The 16,202-nt window shown below is 34.5% G+C and carries 17 protein-coding genes; 8 read left to right on the top strand and 9 right to left on the bottom strand.

The window, feature by feature from the left end; all coding sequences use genetic code 11:
• Positions 1 to 29 precede the first annotated feature (29 nt).
• Entirely contained in the window at positions 30 to 542 is a 513-nt protein-coding gene (locus KN1_RS02680) for a DUF84 family protein (RefSeq protein WP_221289297.1), read from the top strand.
• The gene (locus KN1_RS02675) at positions 542 to 1,708 is read left to right on the top strand and encodes an NAD(P)/FAD-dependent oxidoreductase (RefSeq protein ID WP_221289296.1); all 1,167 of its coding nucleotides are present in this window, start codon (positions 542 to 544) and stop codon (positions 1,706 to 1,708) included. The genes KN1_RS02680 and KN1_RS02675 overlap by 1 nt, the downstream gene beginning before the upstream one ends.
• 219 nt (positions 1,709 to 1,927) lie before the next feature.
• On the opposite strand, the gene KN1_RS02670 is transcribed toward KN1_RS02675, so the two are convergent.
• Together KN1_RS02670 and trxA are read right to left on the bottom strand one after the other, a co-directional pair.
• Positions 1,928 to 2,578 (bottom strand): hypothetical protein, encoded by a 651-nt coding sequence (locus tag KN1_RS02670; protein WP_221289295.1) that lies wholly within the window; start codon positions 2,576 to 2,578, stop codon positions 1,928 to 1,930.
• A 3-nt stretch (positions 2,579 to 2,581) separates the two neighbouring features.
• Positions 2,582 to 2,998 carry a thioredoxin gene (gene trxA / locus KN1_RS02665; RefSeq protein ID WP_221289294.1) on the bottom strand — a complete coding sequence of 139 codons (417 nt, stop codon included), beginning with the start codon at positions 2,996 to 2,998 and terminating at the stop codon, positions 2,582 to 2,584.
• 68 nt (positions 2,999 to 3,066) lie between these two features.
• Between trxA and KN1_RS02660 the strand changes: the two genes are divergently transcribed.
• Positions 3,067 to 3,984 (top strand): FAD-dependent oxidoreductase, encoded by a 918-nt coding sequence (locus KN1_RS02660; RefSeq protein WP_221289293.1) that lies wholly within the window; start codon positions 3,067 to 3,069, stop codon positions 3,982 to 3,984.
• Between the two features lie 8 nt (positions 3,985 to 3,992).
• Entirely contained in the window at positions 3,993 to 4,712 is a 720-nt protein-coding gene (locus tag KN1_RS02655) for a D-aminoacyl-tRNA deacylase (protein WP_221289292.1), read from the top strand.
• Here KN1_RS02655 and KN1_RS02650 read toward each other — a convergent pair.
• Positions 4,698 to 5,315 (bottom strand): 2,3-diphosphoglycerate-dependent phosphoglycerate mutase, encoded by a 618-nt coding sequence (locus KN1_RS02650; RefSeq protein ID WP_221289291.1) that lies wholly within the window; start codon positions 5,313 to 5,315, stop codon positions 4,698 to 4,700. The genes KN1_RS02655 and KN1_RS02650 overlap by 15 nt on opposite strands.
• A gap of 282 nt (positions 5,316 to 5,597) precedes the next feature.
• On the opposite strand from KN1_RS02650, the gene KN1_RS02645 reads away from it, so the two are divergent.
• On the top strand, positions 5,598 to 6,092 hold the full coding sequence (locus KN1_RS02645; protein ID WP_221289290.1) for a CBS domain-containing protein: 495 nt from the start codon (positions 5,598 to 5,600) through the stop codon (positions 6,090 to 6,092).
• 33 nt (positions 6,093 to 6,125) lie between these two features.
• A complete protein-coding gene (locus KN1_RS02640) occupies positions 6,126 to 6,473 on the top strand; it encodes a hypothetical protein (RefSeq protein WP_221289289.1) in 348 nt (115 codons plus the stop codon).
• Positions 6,474 to 6,837: 364 nt separating this feature from the next.
• On the opposite strand, the gene KN1_RS02635 is transcribed toward KN1_RS02640, so the two are convergent.
• On the bottom strand, positions 6,838 to 8,586 hold the full coding sequence (locus tag KN1_RS02635; RefSeq protein WP_221289288.1) for an archaea-specific SMC-related protein: 1,749 nt from the start codon (positions 8,584 to 8,586) through the stop codon (positions 6,838 to 6,840).
• 592 nt (positions 8,587 to 9,178) lie between these two features.
• Here KN1_RS02635 and KN1_RS02630 point away from each other — a divergent pair.
• Positions 9,179 to 10,102, top strand: a complete 924-nt coding sequence (locus tag KN1_RS02630) for a nucleoside hydrolase (protein WP_221289287.1) — start codon at positions 9,179 to 9,181, stop codon at positions 10,100 to 10,102.
• Here the strand turns inward: KN1_RS02630 and KN1_RS02625 are convergent.
• Together KN1_RS02625 and KN1_RS02620 are read right to left on the bottom strand one after the other, a co-directional pair.
• Positions 10,065 to 10,487 (bottom strand): Fur family transcriptional regulator, encoded by a 423-nt coding sequence (locus tag KN1_RS02625; protein ID WP_221289286.1) that lies wholly within the window; start codon positions 10,485 to 10,487, stop codon positions 10,065 to 10,067. The two genes, KN1_RS02630 and KN1_RS02625, sit on opposite strands and share 38 nt — an antisense overlap.
• 300 nt (positions 10,488 to 10,787) lie before the next feature.
• Entirely contained in the window at positions 10,788 to 11,291 is a 504-nt protein-coding gene (locus tag KN1_RS02620) for a hypothetical protein (RefSeq protein WP_221289285.1), read from the bottom strand.
• 49 nt (positions 11,292 to 11,340) lie between these two features.
• Between KN1_RS02620 and KN1_RS02615 the strand changes: the two genes are divergently transcribed.
• A complete protein-coding gene (locus KN1_RS02615; protein ID WP_221289284.1) occupies positions 11,341 to 12,147 on the top strand; it encodes a CBS domain-containing protein in 807 nt (268 codons plus the stop codon).
• Here the strand turns inward: KN1_RS02615 and KN1_RS02610 are convergent.
• The 3 genes from KN1_RS02610 to KN1_RS02600 all read right to left on the bottom strand — a co-directional run bounded on the left by KN1_RS02610 (position 12,137) and on the right by KN1_RS02600 (position 16,201).
• Positions 12,137 to 12,439: an MTH1187 family thiamine-binding protein gene (locus KN1_RS02610; protein ID WP_221289283.1), complete on the bottom strand. Its 303-nt coding sequence runs from the start codon at positions 12,437 to 12,439 to the stop codon at positions 12,137 to 12,139. The genes KN1_RS02615 and KN1_RS02610 overlap by 11 nt on opposite strands.
• An 83-nt stretch (positions 12,440 to 12,522) precedes the next feature.
• Positions 12,523 to 13,479, bottom strand: a complete 957-nt coding sequence (locus KN1_RS02605; RefSeq protein ID WP_258712642.1) for a DNA double-strand break repair nuclease NurA — start codon at positions 13,477 to 13,479, stop codon at positions 12,523 to 12,525.
• A gap of 25 nt (positions 13,480 to 13,504) precedes the next feature.
• A complete protein-coding gene (locus KN1_RS02600; protein ID WP_221289281.1) occupies positions 13,505 to 16,201 on the bottom strand; it encodes an AAA family ATPase in 2,697 nt (898 codons plus the stop codon).
• Position 16,202: the final 1 nt, after the last annotated feature.

Here is a 16,202-nt window from a genome sequence, read left to right as displayed (position 1 = left end):
AACCAAACTTTTTGGTAGTGTAAATAAAAATGTTTGTTGCCATAGGTTCTACAAATAAGGCTAAAGTCGAGGCAGTTAAAGAGGCGATTAAGATAATAGGTCTTCCTGCTAAAGTCGAGGCAGTTAAAATAGACCCTGAAGTCCCGCCACAGCCTATATGTAATCAGACATTCGTAGGTGCCAAAAGGCGAGCATATAAGGCCCTAAGAATAAGTGGAGCTGATATAGGGGTAGGAATAGAAGGTGGGATTTTTTATTATGAAAATAAGGTGCTAGGCTATGCCGTAGTATATGCAGTTAGTAAAGAAGGGATGGAGAATTTCGCTTTTTCAGCGTCATTTCCGTTACCTCCTTCAATTGCTTCGTTAGTAGTTCAAGGGAAAGAACTAGGTGAGGCTACTGATATAGTATTTTCTACAAAAGATAGTAAACAGTATGAGGGGGCCATAGGCTATCTCACTAAAAACTATATAACTCGTAAAGACCTTTACGTCCAACCAGTTGTGATAGCCTTATATCCTTTCTATAATAGAATACAGTGATGCCGTTAAAGAAAAGAGTATTAATACTTGGTTCAGGATTTTCTGGTCTTACTGCAGCACATAGATTAGCGGAACATGTACCAGATAAAGTTGATGTTATAGTAATTTCAGAGTCGGATCTGGTTTATGACAATACAATATTTCCAGCACTGTTAACCGACGAGGTAAATATTCAAAATACGTACTTCGACGCATCTAAAAGATTACCGCCTAAAGGTATTAAATTTTTGAAATCTAAGGTTTTAGATATCCTACCACAGTCTAACGAAGTAAAGACAGATAGAGGTGTATTTGACTATGATTATCTGATAATAGCTTTAGGTGGAGCTTATGATGAAAATTTTGAGAAAATAAAGGGCCACGAAAACGCCTTTATGCACCATCCTCTAGAAGGATTCCTAGGTATTAAAAATATGGTTGAGAAAGAGGACGAACTAGTAGCACTCGTGGGTAATGCTAAGAATAGCCCTATTGAGGGCCCTTCCTACCAAGTAGCGTTAATCCTTGAATACTTGGGAAGGAAACTAGGTAAAAAGTTTACTGTGTATCTAGCTACACAGAGCCCTAAAGGTATGTTTGGTATATTGCCCGTGGACTGGATACCAAACCAAGTCAATTCCTATGCCGAGAAAAGAGGTATAAAGTTAATAAAAGGCGCTTATGTCCAAGAAATATCTGGACACAAAGTATTACTGAGCAACGGCCTAGAAGTAGAAGCGGATTTAATCTCTGTCCTTCCAACTCTATCAGCACCGACAGTGGTTAAGAATGCAGGACTTACCGACGACTCTGGCTTTATTTCGGTTGAGCACCCTACTTTTAGGTCAACACTATATAAAAACGTGTTTGGAGTAGGAGATGCTGCAAAGGGTATGATTCCTGCTAAAACGGGGAGGGCAGCTATGATATCGGCTGAAAACGCAGCTGCTACAATTATTAAAGAGGTAAGCGGCAAGTCCTTACCGTATTATGTACAAGGTGTTATCTGTATGATGCATTCAGGAGATTATGCAGGAATGCTGGTGTTTGATTCTAATAAATACGTCAAGAAAATAGACTTTAAGTGGGGGAATGTATATAAATACCTGAAAAAACTATATTCAGCTATGTTAATATCATCTTCTTTTAGTACACCTTATCATATGGCACTAGAATATTATAAGTGACTGAGTTTTATTATTAGTTTTTCCTAAGCAATAGTTATATAAGGAGTTTAAAGGGCTGGATCGAGCTAATCTTTGTCGAGAGCGAATAAGTCATTCTAGGTAGTTGTACCTCGCATAGTTCGATGCCAAATTATCTCCACATTTATTCATGAAAAAATGGCTGTATTTGTCTCTATTTATTTAATTTTCATTTAAGATAATTAAATTTAATAGTAAAAATTAATAAAATACCTCCCCTTTAGCTAGCTTAGAGAATAGTATTCCTAATTCTGGTAATTTCACTGTGTCATGTTCATTAGGTCTTGGCACAGTAGATAAGAATATCCCGTAGTCTTCATGCTTATTACCTTTAGGCTCTCCGTAAATTGAAAATACGATAAAATCTTGGATCTTATTTACAATCTCTTTAACAAATGAGTCAATCTCGTTATATATCAAGCATTTATTTGCATTTCCGTCAGTTATTAACATTCTATCCAGTGCAGTTATATCGGCAATGACAGGGCTATCATCTATATTTTCAAGGATAGCTTCCTTAACCTTATTCAGTTCATCAGTAACAGATACACTCTTATCATATGGTATCTTTACTTCACCATAGGTAGGGTTAGTTATAGGTATATTAATGGCAACAGCTTTAGTAATTTTGATCAGTTTTAAGTCAGGTAACGAAGTCAAAAAGCCTGTACTAGGTATATCATCTGTCATTTCCAGGATGCTTAACCAAGCGGGCGTAGGGTGTGTGTTCTTACTTTTGTTAGCTACTACACCCCTAAAAGTGCTGCTGAAGAGCATCATTAGAGTTCTCGGATTACATTTCATAAAGCTAGAGTAACTAAGGCCATCGATCCCTAATAACAATGGTTTCATTTTTTATTCACCTAGAAGCGCTTTGATTCTAGTTTCAATTTCTTCTCTGGGCACAGCACCTAGAACTTCATCTACCGGCTCTCCATTTTTGAAGAATATGACTGTGGGTAAACTCATGACGCCATATCTTGATGAAATGTCCGGGTTTTCATCACTGTTCACCTTTCCGAAACCTACTTGCGGGTAATCGTGGGCTAGTTCCTCGATTATCGGTGCCAAAATTAGGCAAGGTGCGCACCATTCAGCCCAGAAATCAACGACCGCTATTTTGTGGGAGGCAATGAATGAGTCAAAATTGTTAGAATCTAAGTGGGCTACTACCTCTTTGTTTTCCTCTTTTTCTTTTGGTGTTGACATAGCAAGTTTCTTGGCTTTCTCCTCTAAAAGTTTTTGTAACTCAGGATCATTTTCCTCATTCATAACAATCTATATACAATCTTTCCCACACTTTAAAAAATTTATTTTATCTAATTTTTAAAAATGATAGAATGGCTGAAACAATTATTGTAGGTAGTGGGATAGTAGGTGCAATTGCAAAGGAGAAGATGCTAGAAAAAGGACATGAAGTTAAAGTCATTGATAAAGAGGGGTCTTTTAATAAGTTAAACTCTAACCAGAGTGTATGGACTGTGATCCCGCCTCTATGCGGTGACCTTCTTGAAAAGTGTTTACATTCAATTAAATACTACATCAAACTATGCGAAAAATACAATGTTAAGTTCAAAAGGACTGGTATAATATCTGACAAAGAGATAGGAAAGAGGATTTCCTATGATGATGCGAAAAAAATTGAAAGTGAAGTTAGTTTTCCAAGCAATACCATGCTATATTATTATGAGGAAGGTCTTTTCATAGATGGGCGAGACCTCTTAAGGAAAATAAATTCTAAAATAATTCAAGGCGAAGTAATTGCCTTCAAGAAGGAGAGCGGTAAAATAACAGAGTTAGAATTATCTTCAGGTGAGAGGGTAAGTGTTGAAGGCAATGTCATATTTGCTCCAGGCTATATGACACATAAACTATTCAACATCCCAGACCTAGAAATATATAAGGGTCATCTGGTTATATCTAGGTCTTCCTTCAATTTAAACACCATTATATTTTATAAGGGGAAAATATTTCTACGGGATAATTCTGGAAATGTTTTAATCAGTTCAGATACTGAGAAATCATCAGATGGTAGAATAAATTATGAAAAGGTTATTGATGCTCTTAATGTAGTAAGCTCTATATACCCTCTGAGTAACACGTTATCGATATCGGTAGGATTTAGGACAGCATCTAGCAGGAGAAAGTACGTATTAGAGAAGGTTGCTGATAACGCAGTCCTGGTAACAGGTTATAGGTTTGGGTTAGCTATGACTCCTTTTATAATAGATGAAGCTATTAGCTATTTACCTAGATGATAGGAAGTATGAAGGTCAACTTTCTCATTTCACTCAAAGACCCGGTAGGCTTGACGATAAAAAAATTAGGCTATAAATTTGAGGAAATTGAAGAAGACGTGATCGACTTTAAATATGATAAGGGTGATGCTATTGTTATATTTTCTAGGCACGAAAGTTCTACAAATACTCCTTCGTTTACGGTACATTACCCCGGAAACCCGGGTCCTAATGTATTGGGTGGGGAGCCCTACAGACTAGGTGTAGCCTTCCCTAGACTATTAACTTCTATATATAGAGAAATCTCGTTATTACAAACTAATATTAAAAAAGCTATAGAAGCGACGCATCACGGCCCCACTTATCAGGTGCATCCGGTCGTTTTTGTCGAGATAGGGAGCGATAAAAGATATTGGGAGAATGAGGGTCTTGTAAGGGCTATGGTGGAAGCTACGTTAAGGGCGGTTGATAATCTGGGAAATACTGAATGTGAAGAAGTAGTAGCGGGGCTAGGAGGTACTCATTATACTCCTTATTTTTCTAAGGTTAGTATAACTAAATGTATCTCTCATGTGATTTCTAAGTATTACCTTGACTCAATTACACCCGATGTGGTCTTTCAATTAATCTCAAACACAATACAACCTATTGATAAAGTTATTTTTGATAACGTGAACTCAACTACAAGGAATAGGATAATAGAAACTATTCAAAGGATTAATAGTAAAATAAAGCTAGAATTTAGATAATATTTCACTTGTCAGAATCGGTGTTCCTATAGCTAATATTTTGCATTTTTTTGTGTCTATGCTCTCGCACTTTATAATACTTATACTAGCATTTGGTAATGAAATCCCCCACGATCCTATGTCATCTAAATCTAATATATGCGATAAAAAAGCCCTGATAGGGTCATAATGGCTGACCGCTATTATTATCCCTTTTTCGTTTTCTACAATATCTTCTACAAAGTTTGCTATTCTTTTCATTAATATCTCCCAAGGTTCGAGTCCCTTAGATGGGAGTTCTCTTCTATATACTTTAATCCTCCAATTGTGTATTTCATCTATCTTTAAGTTGTTTAACTCACCCAATTCTCTCTCTCTGAGTCTATCATCTATTATAGGTACTAAGCCTATTTCTTCGCCTATGATAGTTGCAGTTTGATATGCCCTTAAGATAGGACTACTAAAGAGTTTATTAATACTATTGAGTTTTCTCAATTCTTTGGCTACTTCCTTAGCCTGTTGCCTTCCTTCATCAGTTAAAGGGTATTTATTAATATCGTCAGAGAGAATTCTATTTAAATTAGAGACGGATTGAGCGTGTCTAATAAATACTAATACTACCATGTCCATACTGTTATCTTTAAATATTTAAAAATTGCCGTGTTTTATAAGGTCAGCTTATAAAGGTAACGGTTTCCTTTACGTAAAGCCGAAACAAATGAGATAGCAAAGCCTACCTTTAGTATCTGACTAAATGCAATCCCTAAGGATTAAATTTTACGTTTTATAATATCAACATTATAAAACAGCTGGGCGTACCAGTGAAGGTAGTGATAACATGTTACTAGAATTTACCTAGAAAAATGAGGATAAGATTTATGAGTATCATCTTATAAATAATATCTTATGGAAGCAAAAGTAGGAATTATTGGAAACAAAGTAGTTCATGTTGTTAAAGATACGGATCCCATTTCAGTAGCAGCAAAAGAGCTCAGTGAACATAATATAGGCGCTCTTATAGTAATTGATAGTAGCGAGAAAGTTGTAGGTATAATAACTGAAAGAGATCTAGTAAGAGTTGTTGCAGATAAAAAGATAGACGCTAAAGTTTCCGATTATATGACACGAAACGTTTTGGGTGTAACGGAGGACACAGATATTATAGATGCGTTGGAAGTTATGCTGGATCACGGATTCAGACACCTACCGATATTAGGAAAGGACGGTAAGATCGTGGGAATTGTAAGCATAAGGGATTTAGTTAGGTCTATGTTAGACCCTCATGTATTTCAATTTAGAAAGGAGGCATCGGAAGTGAAGGGAACTGGGTACACTTGCCCGGTGTGTGGAATGGAGATAGACGAATATGGATATTGTGGGTGTGGCACTGGCTCTGGGTAAATTTTATTAGTTTAGTATTCATTACTTTATTTTATGATAATATTCTATGCGATCGGTGAAAGAGACAGAGCTAAGGAGCTGGTTAAGATTATTACCAAGACGAGATGGAAGACAGTTTCTAAACATGCTATAAAAATAGCAAGTTCCTCTATAGGTGCGTCAATTGTGTTATTTAAACCAACAAAAGCTGGTTTAGCAGTAGCTCTATGGTTAAAACAAAAAGCTGAGGAGTTAGGTATGATGGCCATGGTAGGTTGGTTTACGCAGATCGATAATATACCGCCAGAGGTGGAGGAAGCTATAAGGACTGATCTAAATAAGCTACTCATGAAAGAGCTAGATGTTCCTTGGTCGCCAGAGCTAAATGCTAATAATGTTTAATTGCTAAAAGGTTTATTCTAATTATAATTATATATTTTAATTCTTAAAAAGAATTATAATGCTTTATAATTTGGTAATTTTTCTCAATTTTATTCATCTTTAATACGTGAGCGTGTTTAATGTGTAATTAATGCGAATAACTATATAAAGTAAAAAGTTATAAAACACGTTTGTTAGGTATTATTTGCATTCTAAATTATACTAATTCAAACATGAATGTTACAGTTCACAATAAAAATCACAATGAAAAACCGATGCCCGCTATAAATATGAAATTAAATCTAGTTACCTCATACTTTAAAGAAGGATCTTAACTTGAATTAAATATTATATAATATGTTTCATTAAACTTAAAATGTTAAAATTATGTAATAACTTGACTGGTTTCTAATACTCTTTCATTTCTGAATTGCACTGTCTCATTACTTCTCGTTATTATAGTATAGTCCACGATACCGCTTAAGTACTTCTTAATTTTTTCAAATCTCTTTTGGTCAAATGTCATAAATGATTCATCTATAATGAAGAATGGGCTCTTGAAGTACTCTTTTAACCCTATTAAGACAAGGACTAAAGCTATTGCTGTTTTTTCTGATGTAGACAGCTTTTTCAAGTCCATCTTAGTACCTTCCTTTTTGATAGTGATCCGATATTTCTCATCTATTTCAGCTGTATAACTAAACTCTAAGTCTTTCATTATAGTATTAGCTAGACTGCTGAACGTGTCTTTTACTACTGTAAGTCTCCTGATATATTCTCTATCTAAATTCGATATTTGTTCCTCTAGTTCTTTTATGTTCTTTCTATAACTCTGTAGTTCTTCCATTATCTTCCTAGGTATCCCTATCCTTTGTAATTCTAGTTCTATGTTACTTCTTTGCTCTCTCAGTTCTCTAATACGTCTGTCTATATCACTCTCACCGTTAGAGGACGGTTCCTTAGTGTCTAATTCTTCTATTTTCTCTTTAAGTTCTCTTATCTGTCTTAGTAGTGTTTCTATAGATTTTTGTATCTCACTTATTTCTAATTTTTGTTGCTCAAGGTCTTTCTGTTTATTTGTAATTAATTGCTCGTATTTTTCTATTTCTCTGAGCTTAGTGTTGAGTTCATTTATTTTAGCTTGAATGCTGTTTATTTCTTTTGTAATTTCATCTCTTTGCCTAGTTACTTCTGTTAATTCTTTCTTTATAGTATCCAGCCTTCCTTTCCATATGGAGGGATCCACTTCATGTCCGCACACGTAACATACTGAGAGATGTCTTTCATTTGCCTCTTTTATTTCATCTAATACCCTGCCTAACATTCTATAGTCCACATCAAGGTTATACTTTCTTGAATTTAGGTTTTGTAAACTCGCGTTAAGCTGTTCAACTTCTTTTAGTATGTTTTCTTTAGGTATTGTACTTACCGTTTTCTTCAAGTCCTCTATTTCTTTCTCTATTTTTTTAACCTTAGCTTCCTTTTCTTTCAGTTCTTTTTGCCTTACTTCTAATCTTTTTTCTAGATCCTCTAACCTATTTCTCCTCGTTATTTTTATACTATTTTCTGTGTTTATTTTTATACTTTCCTTATCCTTTTCTAATTTCTCTAATTGTTGGTTAATAACCTCTAGTTGTTTCATATAATTTTCTGCTTCATTATATTTTTTCTGATATTCCTCATATTCTGCCTTTATTTCTCCAAGCTTAAACTGTAAGTTTTCTCTCTTCTTTTTGATCTCGTCTATCTTAGCCGCGGCTGAAATAAACCACTCTATATTTTCGTCTCCCATCAATATCCTAGCTACTAACTGATTTTCTGGCGAAAAATACGATAAGAGGAGCGCATTCTTATCGTCCATATATAATTTTTTATCCTCTTCAATCCTATTTTTTATCCTCTTAAATCTTCTGTAATAAATTTTACCCTCTATCTCGGCTTCTATATAACCTTCGTCACTAAATACATTTAGCAGGTCCTCAGCTGTTATCTCAGAAGTCAATAGGGAAATCAGAGATCTCGCTAAAGATGTCTTACCGTAAGCATTTGGTGCTTCGTATACAGTTATACCCTTCTTTATAGAGAGATTTAACTCTCTGTTAATTCCACCTACATTATAAAGCCTAACTTGCATTAATCATAATACATTATCTAACCTTAAAAATATTTTCATCAATAATTAGAAATGAATATTATTAATACGTATAGAATAAATAGGGTAAAAAGGTAAGGTAAACCTATTTTAATCTTAATAGAGTGGTAAAAAACTGGACTTAGAGTACAAGATATGAAACTTACTGCAAGGCGATCAAGGATTCTTTGTGAATTGTAATTTTCTCTGTTAAATTAGTATAATTCAATGCATAAGTAATATAGTATACATAAGATCACTGGATAAACTAAGTTAATAACCCGTCATCTTGTGCTCTTTACATGTACTATGTATTAATTATTGCTTTTAATATATATTTAATAGTTTTAATCTAATTATATTTAGACAAATAGAAATCGCAAAGGAGCCGTGAAAGACCCAAGGTCTGTGAAAGTTCCTTATTATAACCACTATGCAATTAGTATTAACTTAAAGATATTAACAGAATAATGTAAATATTAGATATTAAATTATATTAATAGTTAAGACAATTTTTACAAGAAATTAAGGGTTAACCTCTCAACTATCAAGACAAAATAAGTTTAAATCAAACACTAAAAGTATAAAATGAAATATGAAGAGAAAAGTTATTTTTGATACAGATACTGCGAGTGATGATACAATTGCCCTGATGATGTCTTTAGACTTTTTTGATGTTATAGGAGTTACTATTGTCTCAGGTAATGTAAAATTTGAACATGAAGTTAAAAATGCTCTTTTTACCTTAGAATATCTTGGGCGTGAAGATGTCCCAGTATTTCTTGGGGCACAAAGGCCTATAATGGGTGTATGGAGGACCGTAGAAGAAGTACACGGCGAAAAGGGGATGGGAAGATGGGATATACCTACGCCTTCTAAAAAACCTGAGAACAAGTTTGCTAGTGATGCTATAATAGAATTGTCCAAGAAGTATTGTTGTGAATTAGAAGTCTTGGCTGTATCACCATTAACTAACCTCGCTCTAGCTTACCTTAAGGATCCTTCAATAGTGAATAGAATCAAAAAAGTATGGATTATGGGAGGTGCATTTACCAAGGGAAATACCACTGAAATAGCCGAATTTAATTTCTGGGTAGACCCTGAGGCTGCAAAAATAGTAATTAATGGCGGTTTCAATATAACCCTTGTGCCTTGGGAAGTTACGGAGGAATCTGCAACCATCACTGATGATGAATGGGAGAAAATAAGTGCCTTAAATACTAAACGTTCAAACTTTTTTGTAAAAGTGAATGAGATCTTAAGAGAGTATTCTAAAAAAGTTGGATCACCAGGTAGTGTGCACCCCGACTCATTAACAGTTACAATAGCCTATGACAATACACTAGTTCTCGGATCTGTTAAGAAAAGTGTAGATGTAGAAACATGTGGTAAGTCAAGAGGAGCTATGTTAATAGATTGGTACAATTTAACGAACAGTGAAACAAAAGTCGAAATAATAACTAAGGCTGATTCTATTAAATTTAAGAAGTATTTAATTGATGTTCTCTCAAAAGCTTAGAACATTCAGCTGTAACCACTACGTTAAGGGATTTTACATTAATCCCTTTCTCATTAAGTTTTTTATACAACTCCTCCAAATCTACGTCTACATCAACTATCTGATCCGAATCTTCACAAAATACGTTTACATGTAAGTCTCTTTTTATCTCATACCAAGTAATACCATTAACCTCAAATGAGTTTAACAAACCAGCTTTTTCTAGTGTATTTAGCGCATTATATACAGTGGATAGACTTATGCTAGGCTCTGATTTCTTAAGCTCGTTATATATTTGCTCACCGTTAAAATGCCCACCAGTATATAAGAGTTTTAGTATAGAGAGTCTTTGAGGAGTTACTTTCAGGCCTTTTTGCCTTAATAGGTTTGCTAAATCTAATTCCACAAGTAGTTACTATTAACACAAAGCAATTTAAAAATTATTTACATAATGTAGTGTATTCTGTATTTACTATCATGTATTACGTCTTCTAAATTATTTATTTAATAGAAAAATTACTTATCATTCTTTGTATAAGTTTACCATTCATCTAATAAAAGTAACGACACGATATCATGTAAATTAAATAAAGCCCATTTTACACAAAATATAGGTAGGCAGGATCACCTCTGGGAGCTTAGGTATAAGCCTTGCGATGACCAGAGGTCCGAATTGATAGGTAACACCACACATTTACCATTCACTTCATACCGTTGACCCTTCATCTTTAGTGCTAATATCCTTTACGTCATTACTTTCCATCTTAATTACTCTTTTAATTATATTTATTTTTTGGTTTATATCTTCTAGGAAAATAATGAGATCTTCTCTACGTCTTTTGACAGGGAGTTGAAAGGGGTTTTCATCATATCTTCTATCGAGAAATAGTAGTTCCCTCTCAACGGCTTCTTTCTCGTTCTCATAGTATAAATACAAATCGAAGATGTCTAAAACATCCCTTTTATCCTCTTCTCTGATGGAGTAATAGGGGCAAATATAACATAGAAGAGGATGAGGAGTAGCTCTATGGTTTTTATCTATCCATTCAACTAAAATTGAATCTTTTTTTATTATATATCTTGAACAAGTATTATCTATTAAATATACACAACTATCTCTCTTTTTTCGTCCTTCTTCCAATATCTCTTCATAGTTATTTATCTCTTTTGAAAGTGCTAGGTCAACAATTAGTTCTCTGAACTTCTCCATCAAATAATATACTAAGCATTTATGAGTTTAAATTTCATTATTTTAATTCATGGGTATAGTCAGAGAGCCTATAGTAGTAAGACCGCATGACTCCCTCTTACACACGGTTAAGATAATGACAATGGAATACGTGCCTAAGTTAATAGTAGGAGATGAGAACGGTAACCCTCTGGGTATAGTGAGCCAAAAAGACGCTTTAAAGTTCATCAACAGGATGGGTAATAGGGAGTTAGATAATGTCTATGTATCGGAAGTTATGAGAAAAGATATTGTAACAGTTACGGGCGAAATAGAGCCTATAGAAGCCGCTCAGATAATGATAGAAAAGAAACAACCAATGTTAATAGTGACATCAGATAGCGGAAAAATCCTTGGGATGATAATTAAGAGTGATCTATCACAATATTATGGTAGTCTTATCAGGGGAGTCCAAAAAATATCTGAGTATATGTCGAAGAACCCTATTACTGTAGACGAAAATTCGCCAGTACATGCAGCGTTAGATCTTATTCTAACTAATGATATTAGCAGGTTAATCGTAACGAGTAATGGAAAAATAGTCGGCACTATAACTACTACCGACTTACTCTACCTTGCACCCGTACTAAAGATAAAAGATATTAGCGTAAAAGTAAAAGAAGTTATGACTCCGACTATAGTTATAATGGATGAGTTTGAAGACCTTAATTACGCTGCAAAACTAATGGCTAACAGAAAAGTAAAAGGATTACCTATTGTAGGAGTATCTGGCGAGTTGAAAGGTATATTAACTACTACAGATATTGTCAGGGCCTTGACAGATGAAAAAGTCAGAAAATATCTGTTAGAACTGAAACTATATACTACTACTTTTTAATTACTTCCAATTTATGCTGAAGGCTATTCTCCTTATCTCTTCTATCGTCCACTTTCATAATGGTTACTATCCTTTTAACACCCATTTTTTCTAATTCGTCTCCAATCTCCTTTAGAATTATTCCTAGCTGGGTTATATCCTCAAGTTCTATAGTCGTCATTGAAGGAGCAGGATAGTACTTTAGACCAAGTCTATCAAGGACCTCAAAAACTTTTCTTACGTAAGGAGAAAGGCTGGTAGATGAAGTACCTATAGGTTCTACACTTATATCGATCAATATTTTTCTTGCCATAAAGACATATACTGGGTTTAATGTTAAAAGACTGACGGAGGATGGCCTAAACAAAATTTTCTTGAAAAATTGTATTGATATTTTTATAGAAATTGACTTGGCCACCATTCTTCTTGTTTCGGTTTTATTCCCAACAGTCTCATAATTCTTTTTATGTCTTCCCTGCTTATCCTCACATCTTTGTGTACTTCCAGTAAAGGATACGGATAACCTCTAACACAAATAGGTATCAGGCTATTAATGAAATCTATAAGATTAGACCTTTTGAGGAAATCTAGCCTTAGGATTTTACCTTCATTATCGAGCCTTATAAATGACGTATAATACTTTAGATTAGAGAGGATTTTACTAGCCCCAAGACTTAAGATGTATTTATCTTCAATGACTTTTTCTATCGGTTCGCTATAACCTATACCCTGGGTAAAAAGTTCGAGGATTATTACATCTGAATACCCTTGGTTAAAGATATCAGAAGTCTTGCTGTTTTTAGAAACAAAAAGGACCTTATCACCGTATTTCTCAATGAGTATTGAGAGAGCTATTTGGTTCTCGGCGACAAGGTATTTATGCATTTTTTCCTCGCTTTCCCTCTCCTTAAGGGACGCAATATCATCTAGGCTAAATAAGTCATCGACGTCTGAAATCTTTAGATCTGTCTTGTGCCTACCGACTTTTTTAGAGATACTTCCGTCTAAAAGGATAAGGTCAGCTTTATTCCCATTTTTTATTGCCAGCTGCAATTCAAGTAACTGCATTATGAGCGAGGCTCTCTCTTTAGCCTTATTACCCGGTCTAAAGACGTCAATTAACGCCTTATCATCAAGTCTGATGATGTTTCCATCACTCATTAGTACGGCTTCGGCATCTGCAATAAAAATAACGCCTGATCTGGTCTCTTTAGACCATAGTCCACCGTCTACAGCTAAAACCTTCTTCGGGGTTATACCAGTTTGCGGTGAATAAGGTATCCAAACTTTTTCTAACTTGTCCTTTATCATTGCGTACAGGTAGCTTTTTAGTTCAGCTGTAGTCGTGACTATTTTTTTTCTGTTCTGTAATATCTCGTTATAGAGCTTGCTGATTATTTGAGACCACCTCTACTTTACTAATTCCACCTCTTTTTTCTAACTTAAGTACGTAATCTCCGGCTTCCATCAGCTCCTCGTCGTGTGTGACCAGAATTATTTGGTTGACAATTTCTAATGATGATCGTATAATATCTATGAGCTCCCTCTTCCTATACTCATCAAGGTTTACTGTAGGTTCATCAAGTATCAAGATCCCAGCGCCCTTCATAAGAGATCTTGCTATGGCTAATCTTAGGGCCAATGCAATTGAGGTCCTTTCCCCTCCGCTTAGTGCATTAACAGAAACTTCTTCCCCTTTATCATTAAAGACTATAATAGAACTAACCTTGTTCTTACCCTTCGAACCTGCCTTATCAAAGTTTAGCTCCAGTGCTCTATAAGATAGGTCAAATTTAGATAAGATAGATACGAGGTTATTCTCTATGGAAGATTTAGCATTATTCTTGAGGAAGGCTTGTAAATTCTTTTCATTTAATACATCTCTTAATTTTTCTAACTTCTTCTTTGCGTTTATTAATTTTTCCTCTTTTTCTAACTCCTTTTTAATTTCATTTAATTCTTGGTTATTTTTTTCTATATTAGTCTTAAGAATAGTAATCTCCCCGCTTAACCTACCTATTTCAGTTGTAAGATTAGTATACTCACGTTGCAACTCATCTAGCTCTTGCTTCGCTAGAGCGTAGTCTTCCTCTCTGAAATTAAGTTCTTTTATCTGTCTTTCAATTTCTTTCAATTCATTTTCCAGATTTAGGAGTCTTGACTCTTCACTTTCTAGTATAGCCAACTTGGATTGTATGTTACTTAATTCGTCCTTTTTCTTCTTAATTTCTTTCAATTTATTTTCTATTTCTTCACCGAGAGCAATCAACTCTTTTTTGTCTGTAGGTAGCCCTTTATCTTTCAAAATTTTCTTCAAGTTTTCTTGTCTCCTATCCCTTTCTACAACCTCTTTTTGTAGTTCGTCTTCTAGTCTAGCAACTTCTTCTTCACTAACACTGCTAACTTTTAAATATCGGTTATGATAATCTACTAATATTTTTAGTTCATCTGATACTTTTTTAAACTCTTCATGAAGAGGTGTAAGTTCACTTACTTCTTTTTCAAGATCGCTTATCTCGTCTTGTAGGTGTTGTATGTCACTCTTTAGAGCGTCAAGTTGTGCTTTATGTCTTAGTGCTTCCTTTAATTCTTTCTCTGTTCTATCTAATAGTTGTTCTAATTGGCGTATTAGAACATTTATGTTTTGGTATTCCTTGTTCAGTTCTAGTTTTTTAGCCGATAGCTCCTTTACTTTTTGTTCTATTTCTATGTCTATCCTTGTTCTGTCATGTTCACTAAGGTCTCTCCCGCATACTGGACATTTATTAGATTTGTTAAAAGTCTGAAGATTTTGCTTAATATTTAACAATTGCTTTATCTCTCCTTCTATCTCTCCTTTTCTAGAATTTATTCCTTCAATTTGCCTCCTCTTTTCCTCTAATTCCTCCTTTATTTTCTTTATTTTATCTTCTAATTCCGAGGTATCTATATCTTTGAATTCCTTAAGTTTTCTCTCCTTTTCCTCTAACGCTATCTTATCACGTCTCAGTTCAGCTGTTTTTGATATATATTGCTTTTCTTTTTCCTCCAGCTCGTTTTTCCTCATATCAAGTTCTCGGTATCGTCTTTCTTTTTCCTCCAGCTTCTTTTTCTCTTCGAGATCACTTTTCTTTTTGCTTAACTCTTCTCTTAACTTTTGGATTAACTTATCGCTCTGGTTAATTTGGTCAAGTAGTGTTAATGTCTCAGAAATTGCTTTTAATTTTTCATTTAGTGGCTCTTCGTCCTTGATATAGTTCTGAAGGTCATCCCTCTTCTTCTCTAGAAGAGGTCTTTCTTTTAATTTCTCTCTTATGTTAGAGGTCTCATTTTCATATCTTGATTTCTGATTCGTTAAAGAGATTAACTTATTTCTTTTATCTTCTATGCTATTTATCTCTTCTTTCTTCTCTTTTATCCGAATTTCTATCTCTTCTTTCTCTTTAGTCTTTTCATGTAAGGCTTTCTCTTCTTCTTCTACTTTCTTTTTGCTCTCCTCTATTCCATGTTCAAGTTCTTTCTGTCGTTTCTTCTTCTCCTCTATAACCTTAAGTTCTCCTTCGATTTCCTTTATTAATGAGTGGATCGGTCCGTTAGTTTCCCTCAACTTGTTCATTCTCTCTAATTTAAGGATTTTCTCCATAATTTCAGATAAATTATCGAAGACCTCCTCTATTTTACCCTGGCCTATAAACAATGTAGACGAAAACACATCTTCATTAGCACCTAACAGCTTGTATACGTGTTCATTTACTTCTTTGGCTCCTCTAGCTATAGTTTTACTGTACTTATTGGGGACTAATTCACTTAGCGTATCTACTATACCGCCCTTGATATTACGTGAGATCAAATAGCTTCTGTTATCTACTTCGACTAATAGCTCAACTGAAGCGTCTTTAGCACCTTTTCTAATCAGCTCTTCTAGGCTAATTTTCCTTACAGGTTCTCTAAATAGAGAGAAATATATCGCGTCTATTATTGAACTCTTTCCAGCACCGTTATGTCCGATAATTACGTTTATCCCGGGACTGAATGTGACCTCGGATCTTTCATGGCTTAGGAAGTTTTCCAATTTCACTTTTCTTATCTCGATCATC

Origin of the sequence: Stygiolobus caldivivus, assembly GCF_019704315.1 — an archaeon.
In the GTDB taxonomy this organism is placed as follows: Archaea; Thermoproteota; Thermoprotei_A; order Sulfolobales; family Sulfolobaceae; genus Stygiolobus; species Stygiolobus caldivivus.
The sequence above is the reverse complement of the archived record's forward strand: the minus strand, read 5'-3'. Positions and strand labels throughout refer to the sequence as shown.